Source organism: Minwuia sp. (assembly GCF_048007105.1).
In the GTDB taxonomy this organism is placed as follows: Bacteria; Pseudomonadota; Alphaproteobacteria; order Minwuiales; family Minwuiaceae; genus Minwuia.
On record NZ_CP180352.1, the window covers coordinates 735,001 to 748,597 of the forward strand.

Genomic DNA, 13,597 nt, shown 5'->3' on the forward strand with positions numbered 1-13,597 from the left:
CCGCAGCCGGCGGTTGCGGATTCAGGCCGGGTCGACGAAGGCCGCCACGACCTTCTTCTGACCGGCCTTCTCGAAATCGATCAGCAGGTGATTGCCGTCGATGGCCTGCACCGCGCCGTAGCCGAACTTCTGGTGGAACACCCGTTCGCCCTTCGAGAAGCTGTTGGGACTTTCCAGCTGTTCAACCCGGCTGGCGGCGCCCTCGATGGTCTTGCCCCGCACATAGCCGCCGGCGCGGTAGCCCCGCTCCTTCAGGCGCTGCGTCGCGGCGACCCAGGGCGCGTCGTAGACGAAGCTGCCCGGGCTCTGGCCCATGCCGCCGCCCTGCCGGCCGTGGCCGGTGGCCTGCGAGCCGTAGAGCCCCGTCTCGGCCCGCACCTCGATCCCGTCTTCGGGCAGTTCCTCGATGAATCGGCTGGGGATCCCCGAGCGCCATTCGTTGAACACCCGCCGGTTGGCGGCGTGGCTGATGAAGCAGCGCTGCCGCGCCCTTGTGATGCCGACATAGGCGAGGCGGCGTTCCTCCTCCAGCCCCGTGTTGCCGGTCTCCTCCAGCGCCCGGCGGTTGGGGAAGACCTCCTCCTCCCAGCCCGGCAGGAAGACGGTGTCGAACTCCAGCCCCTTGGCCCCGTGCAGCGTCATGATCGAGACCTTTTCCGACGAATCGCTCTCGTCATTGGCCTGCACCAGCGCGATGTGCTCGAGAAAGGTGTCGAGGGTCTCGTGATCCTCCATGGCGAGGACCATTTCCTTCAGATTGTCCAGCCGGGCCGGGGCCTGGGGGGTCTTGTCGCGCTGCCACATGTCGGTGTAGCCGCTTTCCTCCAGCACGATCTCGGTCAGCTCGGCCGGGGGCACGTCCTTCGCCATCTGCCGCCAGCGGCGGAAGTCCTCCAGCAGCCCCTTCAGGGTGGACCGCGCCTTGGGTCCGAGTTCCTCGGTTTCCGCGATGTCTGCCGCGGCCTGATAGAGCGGCTTCCGCTCGATTCGAGCGATCTGGTGGAGTTTCTGGACGGTGGCGTTGCCGAGGCCGCGCTTCGGCGTGTTGACGATTCGCTCGAAGGCCAGATCGTTGTCGGGCTGGGCGATCACCTGCAGATAGCAGGTCGCGTCCTTGATCTCCTGGCGCTGGTAGAACCGCACGCCGCCGATCACCTGATAGGGCAGGCCGATCTCGATGAAACGGTCCTCGAAGGCCCGCATCTGGAAGGTCGCGCGCACCAGAATCGCCATCTGGCGCAGCGATTCGCCCTTCCGCTGCAGCGATTCGATTTCCTCGCCGACCTGACGGGCCTCCTCCTCGCCGTCCCAGACGCCCATCACGGTGACCTTCTCGCCGCCCGGCACGTCGGTCCAGAGCGTCTTGCCGAGACGGCCTTCATTGTTGGCGATCACCGAGGAGGCGGCATCCAGGATGGCCTGGGTCGAGCGGTAATTCTGCTCCAGCCGGATCACCTTCGCGCCGGGGAAGTCCTTCTCGAAGCGCAGGATGTTGCCCACTTCCGCCCCGCGCCAGCCATAGATCGACTGGTCGTCGTCACCGACGCAGCAGATGTTGTTCCCGCCCTGCGCCAGCAGCCTGAGCCAAAGATACTGGGCCACATTCGTGTCCTGATACTCGTCGACCAGGATGTAGCGGAACTTGCGGTGATACTCGGCCAGCACGTCCGGATGGTTCTTGAACAGCTCGGTCGTCAGCAGCAGCAGATCGCCGAAGTCGCAGGCGTTCAGGGTCTGCAGCCGGTCCTGATACATCTGGTAGAGCGCCTTGGCCTTGCCGTCGGCGAAGCCCGAATCGCCGGGATCGACCTTGTCCGGCATCAGGCCGCGGTTCTTCCAGTTGTCGATGACGGCGGCGAAGGCGCGGGGCGGCCAGCGCTTGGCGTCGATGTTCTCTGCCTCCAGCAGCTGCTTGATCAGCCGCTGCTGGTCGTCATCGTCCAGGATGGTGAAGCTGGAGCTCCGCCCGACCAGCTCGGCATGGCGCCGCAGGATCCGTACCCCGATGGAGTGGAACGTGCCCAGCCAGACGCCCTCGACCGCGGCGCCGATGAGCTGGCCGACGCGGTCGTTCATCTCCCGCGCCGCCTTGTTGGTGAAGGTGACGGCCAGCACCTCCCATGGCCGCGCCTTGCCCAGATTGAGCAGGTGCGCCAGCCGCGTGGTCAGTACGCGGGTCTTGCCGGTGCCCGCGCCCGCCAGCACCAGAACCGGGCCGTCGAGACTTTCCACCGCCTCCCGCTGTGGCGGGTTGAGGCTGTCGAGATAGGGGAACTGCGGGGCCTGCCGGCGTGCCGGCTCGGCCGCGCCGAGATCGAACGCATCATCCATGCCCCCGTTATAGCAGGGACGTCGATTCTGTGCAGTCCGAACCGGCCGGAATTGGCGCTGACCCGTCGGCCGTGTTCGCGCTATGGTCCCGCGATGGATTCGCCCAGCCAACCGGCCATCGCCCTGCCCGACGTCCCGGCCTTCGCCCTGCATGGGCGGGGCGGCGTGCTGCTGACCCGGGACGGCGAGATCGAGACGCTGGACGGCCACGAGGCGGCGGCCCGGATCGTGCGCGACCTGCCGCTGCTGGTGTCCATGCCGACGGCGGCGCGGCGGCTGAAGGTCCGGCGTTTCGCCGCCCACGACCTGCTGGAGCTGTTCGCCTTCGTGCGCCCCGCCCGCTTCTGCCTGCCGACCCTCGACGGGCTGGCAGCGGCGCTGGACCTGCCGCCGGCGGGATCGCCGCCGGACCCGCTGCGTCTGTTGCAGATCGCCGAGATCCTGCTGGGCGAGCTGGGTCATCTGGACCGCCGCACAACAGAGCGGGCGGCGACACTGGCGCAGGCCATGGCCGATGGCGACTGGCCCTGGGCGGTACCGGTGCTGAAGGCGCTGGGTCAGGGCGGCTCGAAATCCCGGTTCCGGGGCCTCGACGCCTGGAGCGTGCTGCCCGAACCTGTCGATCCCGCCCCGCCGCCACCGCCCTCCAGCCTGCCGGTCGAGGCGGACGAGGCGGCGGACCGGCTGTCGGCCATGCTGGGGCCGGACGCCGAGCGCCGTCAGGGTCAGTACGACTATGCCGCCCGCGCCGCCCATGCCTTCCGCCCCCGCGAGCGCCAGGACGAACCGCAGGTGGTGCTGGCCGAAGCCGGCACCGGCACCGGCAAGACGCTGGGCTATGTCGCGCCCGCTTCCGTCTGGGCGCAGAAGAACGGCGGCGCGGTCTGGGTCTCGACCTACACCAAGAACCTGCAACGGCAGCTGGATCAGGAACTCGACCGGCTCTATCCGGACCCGCGCGTGAAGGCGGAGAAGGCCGTCATCCGCAAGGGCCGCGAGAACTATCTCTGCCTGCTGAACTTCCAGGAGGCGGTGCAGGGCGGCGCGGCGCGGCGGGCCGACATCGTGCCGCTGGCGCTGATGGCGCGCTGGATCGAGGCGACGCGCGACGGCGACCTGGGCGGCGGCGACTTCCCGTCATGGCTGGTGACGCTGTTCGGCAGCGACCGCACGGTGGCTCTGGCCGACCGGCGCGGCGAATGCGTCTTCTCGGCCTGCGAACACTACCGCAAATGCTTCATCGAGACCGCGCGGCGAAAGTCCACGCGCGCCGAGATCGTGGTCGCCAACCACGCGCTGGTGCTGTCCCGCGCGGTCCAGCTCTCGGCAGAGGAGAGCGCCGCCAAGCGCTACGTCTTCGACGAGGGCCACCATCTGTTCGACGCCGCCGACAGCGCCTTCTCGGCGGAGCTCTCGGGCATGGAGACGGCGGAACTGCGCCGCTGGATCCGGGGCGCCGAGGACGGACGCCGCGGCCGGGCGCGGGGCCTGACCCGCCGCGTCGAGGACCTGATCGCCGGCGACGAGACGGCGAAGGCAGCGCTGGATCGCGCCACCCATGCCGCCCGGAAGCTGCCCGGCTTCGACTGGCTGACGCGGCTGAAGGCGGAGAACCCGGCCGGCGTCGCCGAGGCCTTCCTGACCAAGCTGCGCCAGCAGGTGCTGGCCCGCACCGGCGAACCGGACAATCCCTACGGGCTGGAATGCGAGACCGCGCCGCCGGTCGACGGGCTGACCGCGGCGGCGGCCGAGCTGGCCTCGGCGCTGGGCGACATCAAGGCCCCGCTGACCGACCTGAAGATGGCGCTGGCGAAGCGGCTGGAGGACGAGACCGACGAGCTGTCCACCGGCGAACGCGTCCGCATCGAGGCGGCCATCAACGGTATCGAGTACCGCTGCGAGATGGTGCTGTCGGCCTGGATCTCGATGCTGCAGGGGATCGGCGCGGGACCGGCGGACGGATTCGTCGACTGGTTCTCGCTGCGCCGGGTCGGCGGGCGGGAGGCCGACGCCGCCTATCACCGGCACATGATCGACCCGACCGAGCCCTTCGCCGAAACCGTGCTGAAGCCGGCCCACGGCGCGCTGATCACCTCTGCCAGCCTGCGCGACCGCTCCGGCGAGGGCGACGACTGGTCCACGGCGGAAGCGCGCACGGGGCTCACGCATCTGGTCAATCCTGCCAGCCGCATCAGCGTGCCCTCGCCCTTCGACTACGGCGCGGCAACGCGGATCTTCGTGGTCGGCGATGTCCGCCGCGACCGGCCCGACGAAATCGCCGCTGCCTATCGCGAGCTGTTCCTGGCCGCCGGTGGCGGGGCGCTGGGCCTGTTCACCGCCATTCAGCGGCTGAGAAACGTGCACGAGCGGATCGTGGAGCCGCTGGAGACCGCCGGCCTGCCGCTCTACGCGCAGCATGTCGACCCGATCGACACGCCGACGCTGGTCGATATCTTCCGCGCCGAGGAGGATTCGTGCCTTCTGGGTACGGATGCGGTGCGCGACGGCGTCGACGTGCCCGGCCAGTCGCTCCGGCTGATCGTCTTCGACCGCGTGCCGTGGCCGCGCCCCGACATCCTGCACAAGGCGCGGCGCAAGGCCTTCGGCGGCCGGCAGTACGATGACATGCTGATCCGGCTGAAGCTGAAGCAGGCCTACGGCCGTCTGCTCAGGCGCGCGGGCGACCGCGGCGTCTTCGTGATGCTGGACCCAATGCTGCCGTCGCGTCTCTGCGACGCCTTCCCGACGGATGTGGAAATCCACCGCACAGGCATTGCCGAGGCCGTCAAAGCTGCTAAGTCATTCCTGTCCGACAACCAAGGAGAGCCCGCCAATGGCCGACAAGATGAGCGCGCATAGCGCCCTGGTTCACGTGATGGTCCTGACTGCCTGCGCCGACAAGGAGCTGGCGGAAGAGGAAATCCGCCTGATGGGCGAGATGATCAAGACCTGGCCGGTCTTCCGCTCCTACGACATCGACCGGCTCGCCTCGGATTCGGAGAACTGCCTCGCCTATCTGGAGAAGGAGGACGGCATCGACGAGATGATGGAGGACATCGTCTCGGTACTGCCCTCGCGGCTGGGCGAGACCGCCTATGCGCTGGCCTGCGACGTCGCGGCCGCCGACGGCGACCTGACCCAGACCGAGCTGGAAGTGCTGATGATCATCCGCCAGTCCCTCGGCGTCAGCCGCCTCCACGCCGCAGCGATCGAAGTCGGCGCCCGCGCCCGCGCGATGACCATCTGAGCGGACGGTTGCGCCGCCGGAGAGTCATCGACCGGCACACCGGACCTGCCATGCTCCACCCCTCTCCCCTTGAGGGGGAGGTGGCCGCGCAGCCGGGCGGTTTCCGGTGACGCACAACGCCGGACCGACGGAGACTTCCGAGCCCGGCGCGTGGAAGTCCCTGGCCCGCAGCGCGGAGTTGCCGCGCCTGCTGGTGCTCTGCGCCGGTGTCTGGCTGCATGCCGCCGACAGCCTGCTGGTCGCCACGCTGATGCCCGACGCCGCCCGCGAACTGGACGGCATCGCCTTCATGGGCTGGACGGTCGCGCTCTACATCGTCGGCTCCATCGTCGCCGGCGCGACCGGCGGCGTGCTGGCGATGCGCTTCGGCGTTCGCAATGCCATGGCCGGTTCGGCCCTGCTGTTCGCCGGCGGCTGCGTGATGAGCGGCGTCGCCCCTGAGATGTGGATCGTGCTGGCCGGGCGGCTGCTGCAGGGCCTGGGCGGCGGCGCCATGCTGGCGCTGACCTTTGTCGGCATCGAGGGCCTGTTTCCCGCCCGGCTGACCGGCGCGGTGATGGCCGTGATCTCGGCGGTCTGGGGCGCGTCGGCCTTCTGCGGGCCGCTGATCGGCGGCATCTTCGCCAATTACGGACTCTGGCGCTGGGGCTTCCACGCCTTCGCCATCCAGGCCGTCCTGCTCGCGGTTCTGACGCTCTGGCTGCTGCCGCAGGAACGGCGCGAACGGCCCGATCCCGGACCGACGCCCTGGAGCCGCCTGTCGATCCTGACCGCGGCCGTGGTCGCCATCGCCGCGGCCGGCAACTGGGCCAGCCCGGCCGCCGCCTCCTTCAGCATCGCCGCCGGGATCGCGCTGCTGGCGGTCTTCTTCCGCGCCGACGCGCGGGCGGCGAACGGCCTGATGCCGAAGAACGCGGCCAACCCGAAGACCATGACCGGCGCCGGCATCATGTTCATCCTGCTGTTCGCCTGCGGAACCATCGCCTTCACCGTCTACGGACCGCTGCTGCTGCAGCTCCGCTTCGGCGTCTCGCCGCTGGTGGGCGGGTACTTCGTGGCCATCGAATCGGTGTCCTGGACCATCGCGGCAGTGGCCGTCGCCGGACTGGACGAGCGCCGCGAACCGCTGGCGATCCGGCTCGGCGCGCTGGCCGGCACCGTCGGCGTCGTCGGCCTGATGTGGGCGATGCCCGAGGGTCCGATCTGGAGCGTGGGCTTCTTCATCATCGGTCTGGGCGCCGGCTTCGGCGCGCTCTGGGCCTTCGTGCTCAAAAGGGTCGTCGCGGCCACGCCCGAGCACGAGCGCGACAAGGCGGCCTCGTCCATGCCGACCGGGCAGCTGATCGGCTATGCCATCGGGGCGGCGCTGACCGGCTTCCTCGCCAACGCCGCCGGCCTGACCGACCGGCCCGAGCTCTCCCAGGTCGGCCCGGTGGGGTTCTGGGTCTTCGCTGGCTTCCTGCCGGTGCTGGCGGCCTGCTGGCTGCTGATCCCGCGCCTGACGGGCCAGCGGGCATGAAAAAGGCCCCGGGCGGAACCCGGGGCCTTCCTCGTGTCTTCAGCCGGGTCGGGTGTCAGCCGGCCAGCTTGGCCACGGCGGCGCCGGTGATCACCGTCGCGCCGTCCTGGTTCTTCGTCTCGACCTTGATCTCGGCCACGGTCTCGCCGTCTTCCTCACGGATGTCGGCAATGGTCGCGGTCGCGGTCAGCGTGTCGCCGGGCCAGACCTGATTGGTGAAGCGGACGCCGTACTTCTTCACGTTGGTGACGCCGACCCAGTCGGTCACCGCGCGGCCGGTCATGCCCATGGTCAGCATGCCGTGGGCGAAGACGCCCGGATAGCCGGCAGCTTCCTTGGTGTACTTGTCGTCGGAGTGCAGCGGGTTGTAGTCGCCCGAGGCGCCCGAATACATCACCAGCTGGGTGCGCTTCAGATCCTCGACCAGCTTGACCTCGCGGCTGTCGCCGACCTTCGCATCGCTTGCCTTCAGTGCCATCTGTCTCGCCTCCCTCAGCCCTGCTCGACCGGACGCTCGGTCCGCACGCCGACGGAGCGGGCGGTGACGACGAGCTCGCCGTTCTGGTCGCGGTATTCGGTGATCCGCTCGGAGAACATCAGCTTGCCGGCGCGCTTGCTTTCCTTCTCCCAGGTGTTGCCGTCCTTCACGGTCACGCTGAGCACGTCGCCGGGACGCAGCGGGCGGTGATACTCGAAATGCTGCTCGGCATGCAGGCCGCCGGACGAGGCCGGCTTGCCCTCGATGCCCGACGCGGTCTTGCCCGATCCGAACCACGGCTTTCCGGGCTGGAGACGCAGGTGATAGTCCGGATCGAACTGCGCGACCGACTGCGGGAAGGTCAGCGGCGCGACGATGCCGCCCGCTTCCGTGCCCTTGGCCGCCTCGGCGTCGTTGTATTCCGGCGAATAGTCCCCGATCGAGCGCGCGAACATCAGGATGTGCGTCGCCTCGACAGGGAAGGTAATGGTCTTGTCAGACATCCAGTTCCTCCTCCCAAATGAACCTGCGGCGCATTTGACAGGATTTCCCGGCCCCCCGCTACCCCCGCAGGGCGGACCCCGCCCACGCCTGACGCAGGGCGGTCAGGGCGGCGGCCCAGACCACCACGGCCATGGCCTGGTGCAGCGCGCCGAGCCAGACCGGCACCACCATCAGCAGCGTGGCGATGCCCAGCAGGACCTGCAGCACGGTGGCGTGGAAGACGGCGGTACCGGCGGTCTTCGGCGCGCCCGTGCCCTGGCGGGCCTTCAGGAACAGCCAGAGCACCACGCCGGCGATCAGGTAGCCGGTGATGCGGTGGGTGAACTGGATCGTCGTGATGTCCTCGAAGAAGGACAGCCACCACGGCGCCACGGCGAACAGGTAGGACGGCACCAATTCGCCATCCATGTCCGGCCAGGTGTTGAAGGCGAAGCCGGCATTGGTGCCGGCGACGAAGGCGCCGATGACGATCTGCAGAAAGACCAGCCCGGTGATCAGCACGGCCGGCAGGCGGTAGCCCCGCGGCGCGGGCGGCGCGGCAGGCCGGCCCTCGGCGCGGATCCGCAATGCCGTCAGCCAGAGCAGGGCGAAGATCAGGAAGGCCAGCCCCAGATGCGCCGCCAGCCGGTACTGGCTGACATCGGGCCGGTCGATCAGGCCGCTCTGCACCATGTACCATCCCATCAGCCCCTGTGACCCGCCGGCGGCCAGCAGGAACACGAACCAGGGGATTTCGCGGCCCCTGATCCGGCCGGTGACGATGAAGAAGACCATCGGCACGAAGAAGGCGAGGCCGATGATGCGGCCCAGCAGGCGGTGGCCGAACTCCCAGGCGTAGATGGTCTTGAAGTCGTCCAGGGACATGCCCCGGTTGACCTTCTGGTATTCGGGGAAGTTCTTGTACTTGTCGAACTCGGCCTGCCAGGCGGCATCGGACATCGGCGGCAACCAGCCGGTCACGGGATGCCACTCGACCATGGAGAGGCCGGATTCGGTCAGGCGGGTGATGCCGCCGACGACGACCATCAGGAAGACCAGGCCGGCGACGGCGAACAGCCAGATCGCGACGGCGCGGCGGCCGGACGCGGCGGCGGTGTGGGGAATGGTGGCAGCGCTCATGCGGCGGGACCTAGCGCCCGGCGGCGTCCGGGGACAGGCGCCGATTGCCGCATGTCCCGCCCGGAAAGAAAGAAGCCCCCGGACGGAATCCGGGGGCTTCGCTCTTCAACGCTTGCGCGGCGGTCAGCCCTGGTTGAGCCGAACCGCGATGAACAGGCGGTCGTCGCCACGCTGGACCAGCAGCAGCACCGAGCGCGCCTTCGTGTCGGACACGCTCTTGACCTGCTTGGCCACGTCGGACGGGGTGCTCACCGGCTCCTGGTTCACCTCGATGATGACGTCGCCGGCGCGCAGACCCTTCTCGGCGGCCGAGGACTCGGGGGCGACGTCGGTCACGACGGCCCCCTTCTCGGCGTCGATCCCGAACTGGTCGCGGAGCGCGTCAGTCACCGGGCTGAGCTTCAGACCCAGCGAATCGAGCGAGCTTTCGACCGGTTCGGTCGTCTGTTCCGGGTCGACTGCCGCCATTTCCTTCTCGGCGGCCTCGAGCTCGCCCAGGGTCACCTTGAACTCCTGCTCCTCGCCCTTGCGCCAGACCTTGACCGGGACTTCCTTGCCGACGCCGGTCTCGGCGACGATGCGGGGCAGTTCGCGCATCTCGTCGATGCTGCGGCCGTTGAAGGCGACGATGACGTCGCCCGACTTGATGCCGGCGTCGCCCGCGGGGCTGCTGTCGGTCACACCGGCAACCAGCGCGCCGCGCGGCTGATCCATGCCGAGGCCCTCGGCCAGTTCGGGGGTGACGGTCTGGATGCGGACGCCCAGCCAGCCGCGCTTGGTGCGGCCGAACTTGACCAGCTGGTCGACGACCGGACGGGCCAGATTGGCGGGCACGGCGAAGCCGATGCCGATGGAGCCGCCGGTCTGGGAGAAGATCGCGGTATTGATGCCGATCACCTCGCCGTCGACGTTGAACAGCGGACCGCCCGAATTGCCCTTGTTGATCGAGGCATCGGTCTGGATGAAGTCGTCATAGGGTCCGGAGCGGATGTCGCGGCCGCGGGCCGACACGATACCGGCGGTCACGGTGCCGCCGAGACCCAGCGGATTACCGATCGCAATCACCCAGTCGCCTTCCTCGGCGGCGTCCGAATTGCCCCAGGGCACGGCGGTCAAGGTGACACCGTCATTCGGCTTCACGCGCAGCACGGCGACGTCGGTCTTCGGATCGGTGCCGACCAGTTCGGCATCCAGGCTCTCGCCGTCGCTGAAGAAGACGCGGATCTCGTCGGCGCCGTCGATGACGTGGTTGTTGGTGACGATCAGGCCGCCGGCATCGATGACGAAGCCGGAGCCCACCGAGGTCAGCGAGCGGTTGCCCGGCGCCTGACGGCGGCGCTTGTCGAAGAAGTCCTTGAAGAACTCCTCGAAGGGCGAGCCCTCCGGCACCTGGGGCATCTCGAAGCCCTCATGCGGCCCGGCCTTGCCGGCCTGCTGGGTTACCTGGATGTTCACCACCGCGGGTTTCAGTTTCTTCACCAGCGGCGCAAAGCTTTCCGGGGCGGCGCGTGCAAAGCTGGCGGAAGCGGCGGCCATCACCGCCAGCACCATCAGAAACGCCACGCCGTAGCGGACCATCATGGCCCGGTCGTCCCGGGACGCTGCAACGGCGGCGCGTCCCCTTTCGGGTCGAATGAGTTTCACCGTGTTCGAGCTCCTTCGTTGAAGAACGGGTGGCCTTGGAAGTTCCTACGCATCTATGCCGCGCGCAGATGCCCTTCAAGCCTCTTCGCGTCCGTTCCGTGGCACGAGAATATGGCGTATTGGGCCGCCAATTTGGCAGAGATTGGGCAATCTGGAAAATTATCCGTGCTGATCGCGCGGATGTGAGCGTCCGTGTGGCCTCAGGCGGGCAGATCGACGCGGGGATTGTGAATCGCGCCGGCCGCGTAGGCATCGGCCGCCCGCGCCGAGGCGAGTTGCAGACGCGCACCCGGTGCTGCATGAGCCTCGCCGGGATCGAGCGCGTTCATGACATGCGCGCCAACATCCTCGCCGGTCGCCATCTCGATGCCGAGATTGGCCGCGGACGAAGCCAGCCCGATGAAACCGCCGAACAGGAAGCCGCCGGCCAGCCGCGCCGGCGCGCCGATCTCGTCGCCGCTGTAGTGGCGGTAGATCGAGGAAACGATGGGGATATGCTGCAGCGGGTTCACGACATCGACGAGATCCCAGAAGCCGAAGCCGTCATCTTCCTTCGGTCCGGGCCCCGGTCTCGACGCGCCCGCCGACGTCTCGTCGATCGACGGAGGCGCTTCGCCGCGCTGGGGCAGGAAATTGCCGAGAGCCAGTACCATGGCCCGGACGAAGCAAGCCGCAGGCCAGACCTAACTGTCTGATTTTCCTGAATCCCATGCGCCGCCCGGAGCCCATCCCCGGCAATTCTGGCCGGGTGCGGCTACAGATAATGCCCGGTCCGGTTCTTCTTGGTTTCCAGATAGTCGGCATTGTGCGGGTTGGACGGGAAGCTGTGCGGCACCCGTTCGGCGACCTCGATCCCCTCGCCTTCCAGGCCTTCGACCTTTGAGGGATTGTTGGTCATCAGCCGCACGGACGCGAAGCCGAGCTGTTTCAGCATTTCCGCCGCCGGCGCGAACAGCCGCTCGTCGGTCTCGAAGCCGACGCGCAGATTGGCGTCGACGGTATCGAAGCCCTGATCCTGCAGCGCATAGGCCCGGAGCTTGTTGATCAGGCCGATGCCGCGGCCCTCCTGCGCCATGTAGAGCAGGACGCCGTTGCCTTCCTTCGCAATGGCCTCCAGCGCGCCCTTCAGCTGCTCTCCGCAGTCGCATTTCATCGAGCCCAGCAGGTCGCCGGTGAAGCACTCCGAATGCAGCCGCGCCAGCACCGGCTTGTCACGTGGCGGGTCGCCGATCACCAGGGCGAGGTGCTCCAGCCCGCCATCGGCGGGGCGGAAGGAGAGAATGCGCGTGTTCTCGGCCGCCCAGAGCGGCAGCCGCGCCGAGGCGACCGGCGTCAGTTCGGCGGCCGCGTCGAGATTCCGGGCAATCACGTCCGCCGCGGGCACCGACATCAGCCCGCGCGCGGCGGCATCCGCATCGCCCAGTTCGGCCACCAGCACGGCGGGCAGCAGGCGGGCCAGCTTGGCCAGCGCGACCCCGGCCACGGCATAGTCGGGCGCGTCGCCCTTCACCTGCCGGAACGGCCCACGCAGCCCGCCATCGAGATCGTGCGCCGGATCGGAGATCTTCGAGGCCAGGTCGGCGGTCAGCCGCGCATCCAGCGGCACCAGCTGCACCGGCCCGCCCGAAGGCAGGATATGCAGCACGTTGGCCCGCTCCGGCGTCAGCGCCAGCCAGGCCTGACCGACTGCCAGAGCGAGGAATTCCTCGACATCGGCGGCGCTGGCGGTTTCCACCGACAGCGCCACGCCGGTCTGCCCCGCGCCCCGGATCACGACGGGCAGGCCGCGGCGGAGATCCGCTGCCGCGCGGTCGGCGTATCGGACGGCAGCAAGCCGGGTGCGGGAATCGGAAACCATGCCGTCCTATATCCCGGCGCCGGGCGGACTTGAAGCCGCTTCCGCCGGGCAGCCGTTCTGCGGCCATGCTCACGAAGCGGTGACAGACGCGCGAGCGTGACCGCGAAAGGTTGAATTGACGGCGTCGCGATCAAATCTTTTGCACGCGCACCAATCGTGAATTGACAGCGGGGGTTTTCGAGAATGCTGAGCGGCAAGCGCATCTTGCTGGTGGACGATGACGGCGCCCTGCGCCAGACGCTCGCCGAACAGCTGGAACTGCACGAGGAATTCGAGACCGTGCAGGTGAACAGCGGTCAGGCCGGCATCGAGGCCGCGAGGCACGACCATTTCGACCTGATCCTGCTGGATGTCGGACTGCCGGACACCGACGGCCGCGAGGTCTGCCGGGCGCTGCGCAAGCACGGCTTCAAGATGCCGATCATCATGCTGACGGGCGCCGATTCGGAAGCCGAGGAAATCCTCGGCCTGGAGAGCGGCGCCAACGACTACATCACCAAGCCCTTCAAGGTCGCGGTGCTGCTGGCGCGGATCCGAGGCCAGTTGCGCCAGCACGAACAGTCCGAGGACGCGGTCTTCACCATCGGGCCCTACAGCTTCCGCCCCGCCCAGAAGCTGATGGTCCACAAGGAGACCGAGAAGAAGATCCGGCTGACCGAGAAGGAAACCTCGATCCTGAAATATCTCTTCCGCGCCGGCGAGAAGGCCATCGGCCGCGACACGCTGCTGCACGAGGTCTGGGGCTACAATGCGGGCGTCACCACGCACACGCTGGAGACCCATGTCTACCGGCTGCGCCAGAAGATCGAACCCGTACCCTCGGAAGCCCAGCTGCTGGTGACCGAACCGGGCGGCTACAAGCTGGTGCCGTAACAGACCGCTTCAGACATCGGACAA

Annotated in this window: 11 protein-coding genes; 4 read left to right on the top strand and 7 right to left on the bottom strand. The window is 68.5% G+C overall.

Translation table 11 applies throughout. The features are described from left to right. Nucleotides 1-21 precede the first annotated feature (21 nt). Entirely contained in the window at nucleotides 22-2,331 is a 2,310-nt protein-coding gene (locus ACMVY4_RS03460; RefSeq protein ID WP_416898801.1) for an ATP-dependent helicase, read from the bottom strand. 93 nt (nucleotides 2,332-2,424) lie between these two features. On the opposite strand from ACMVY4_RS03460, the gene ACMVY4_RS03465 reads away from it, so the two are divergent. The 3 genes from ACMVY4_RS03465 to ACMVY4_RS03475 all read left to right on the top strand — a co-directional run bounded on the left by ACMVY4_RS03465 (nucleotide 2,425) and on the right by ACMVY4_RS03475 (nucleotide 7,097). Continuing rightward, entirely contained in the window at nucleotides 2,425-5,190 is a 2,766-nt protein-coding gene (locus tag ACMVY4_RS03465) for an ATP-dependent DNA helicase (RefSeq protein ID WP_416898802.1), read from the top strand. Continuing rightward, nucleotides 5,165-5,578, top strand: a complete 414-nt coding sequence (locus ACMVY4_RS03470; RefSeq protein ID WP_416898803.1) for a tellurite resistance TerB family protein — start codon at nucleotides 5,165-5,167, stop codon at nucleotides 5,576-5,578. Before ACMVY4_RS03465 ends, ACMVY4_RS03470 begins: the two co-directional genes overlap by 26 nt. Before the next feature lie 106 nt (nucleotides 5,579-5,684). Then, nucleotides 5,685-7,097, top strand: coding sequence for an MFS transporter (locus ACMVY4_RS03475; RefSeq protein WP_416898804.1), 1,413 nt, complete (start codon nucleotides 5,685-5,687; stop codon nucleotides 7,095-7,097). A 55-nt stretch (nucleotides 7,098-7,152) separates the two neighbouring features. On the opposite strand, the gene ACMVY4_RS03480 is transcribed toward ACMVY4_RS03475, so the two are convergent. From ACMVY4_RS03480 to ribA, 6 genes are all read right to left on the bottom strand, one after another. Further along, nucleotides 7,153-7,575 carry a MaoC/PaaZ C-terminal domain-containing protein gene (locus ACMVY4_RS03480; protein ID WP_416898805.1) on the bottom strand — a complete coding sequence of 141 codons (423 nt, stop codon included), beginning with the start codon at nucleotides 7,573-7,575 and terminating at the stop codon, nucleotides 7,153-7,155. Nucleotides 7,576-7,589: 14 nt separating this feature from the next. Then, complete coding sequence (locus tag ACMVY4_RS03485) at nucleotides 7,590-8,078, bottom strand: FAS1-like dehydratase domain-containing protein (RefSeq protein WP_416898806.1); 489 nt, start codon at nucleotides 8,076-8,078, stop codon at nucleotides 7,590-7,592. Nucleotides 8,079-8,136: 58 nt separating this feature from the next. Continuing rightward, the gene (locus ACMVY4_RS03490) at nucleotides 8,137-9,198 is read right to left on the bottom strand and encodes a COX15/CtaA family protein (RefSeq protein WP_416898807.1); all 1,062 of its coding nucleotides are present in this window, start codon (nucleotides 9,196-9,198) and stop codon (nucleotides 8,137-8,139) included. 123 nt (nucleotides 9,199-9,321) lie between these two features. Next, a complete protein-coding gene (locus ACMVY4_RS03495) occupies nucleotides 9,322-10,842 on the bottom strand; it encodes a DegQ family serine endoprotease (RefSeq protein WP_416898808.1) in 1,521 nt (506 codons plus the stop codon). A gap of 200 nt (nucleotides 10,843-11,042) precedes the next feature. Beyond that, entirely contained in the window at nucleotides 11,043-11,495 is a 453-nt protein-coding gene (locus tag ACMVY4_RS03500; RefSeq protein WP_416898809.1) for a hypothetical protein, read from the bottom strand. 101 nt (nucleotides 11,496-11,596) lie between these two features. Then, nucleotides 11,597-12,700, bottom strand: coding sequence for a GTP cyclohydrolase II (ribA, locus tag ACMVY4_RS03505; protein ID WP_416898810.1), 1,104 nt, complete (start codon nucleotides 12,698-12,700; stop codon nucleotides 11,597-11,599). A 183-nt stretch (nucleotides 12,701-12,883) separates the two neighbouring features. On the opposite strand from ribA, the gene ACMVY4_RS03510 reads away from it, so the two are divergent. Continuing rightward, on the top strand, nucleotides 12,884-13,573 hold the full coding sequence (locus ACMVY4_RS03510) for a response regulator transcription factor (RefSeq protein ID WP_416898811.1): 690 nt from the start codon (nucleotides 12,884-12,886) through the stop codon (nucleotides 13,571-13,573). Nucleotides 13,574-13,597: the final 24 nt, after the last annotated feature.

Coding starts and splice junctions, on each gene's coding strand:
- ribA (WP_416898810.1), bottom strand. CDS start 12,700: ATGGTTTCCGATTCCCGCACCCGGCTTGCTGCCGTCCGATACGCCGAC.
- ACMVY4_RS03465 (WP_416898802.1), top strand. CDS start 2,425: ATGGATTCGCCCAGCCAACCGGCCATCGCCCTGCCCGACGTCCCGGCC.
- ACMVY4_RS03470 (WP_416898803.1), top strand. CDS start 5,165: ATGGCCGACAAGATGAGCGCGCATAGCGCCCTGGTTCACGTGATGGTC.
- ACMVY4_RS03460 (WP_416898801.1), bottom strand. CDS start 2,331: ATGGATGATGCGTTCGATCTCGGCGCGGCCGAGCCGGCACGCCGGCAG.
- ACMVY4_RS03500 (WP_416898809.1), bottom strand. CDS start 11,495: ATGGTACTGGCTCTCGGCAATTTCCTGCCCCAGCGCGGCGAAGCGCCT.
- ACMVY4_RS03480 (WP_416898805.1), bottom strand. CDS start 7,575: ATGGCACTGAAGGCAAGCGATGCGAAGGTCGGCGACAGCCGCGAGGTC.
- ACMVY4_RS03490 (WP_416898807.1), bottom strand. CDS start 9,198: ATGAGCGCTGCCACCATTCCCCACACCGCCGCCGCGTCCGGCCGCCGC.
- ACMVY4_RS03510 (WP_416898811.1), top strand. CDS start 12,884: ATGCTGAGCGGCAAGCGCATCTTGCTGGTGGACGATGACGGCGCCCTG.
- ACMVY4_RS03485 (WP_416898806.1), bottom strand. CDS start 8,078: ATGTCTGACAAGACCATTACCTTCCCTGTCGAGGCGACGCACATCCTG.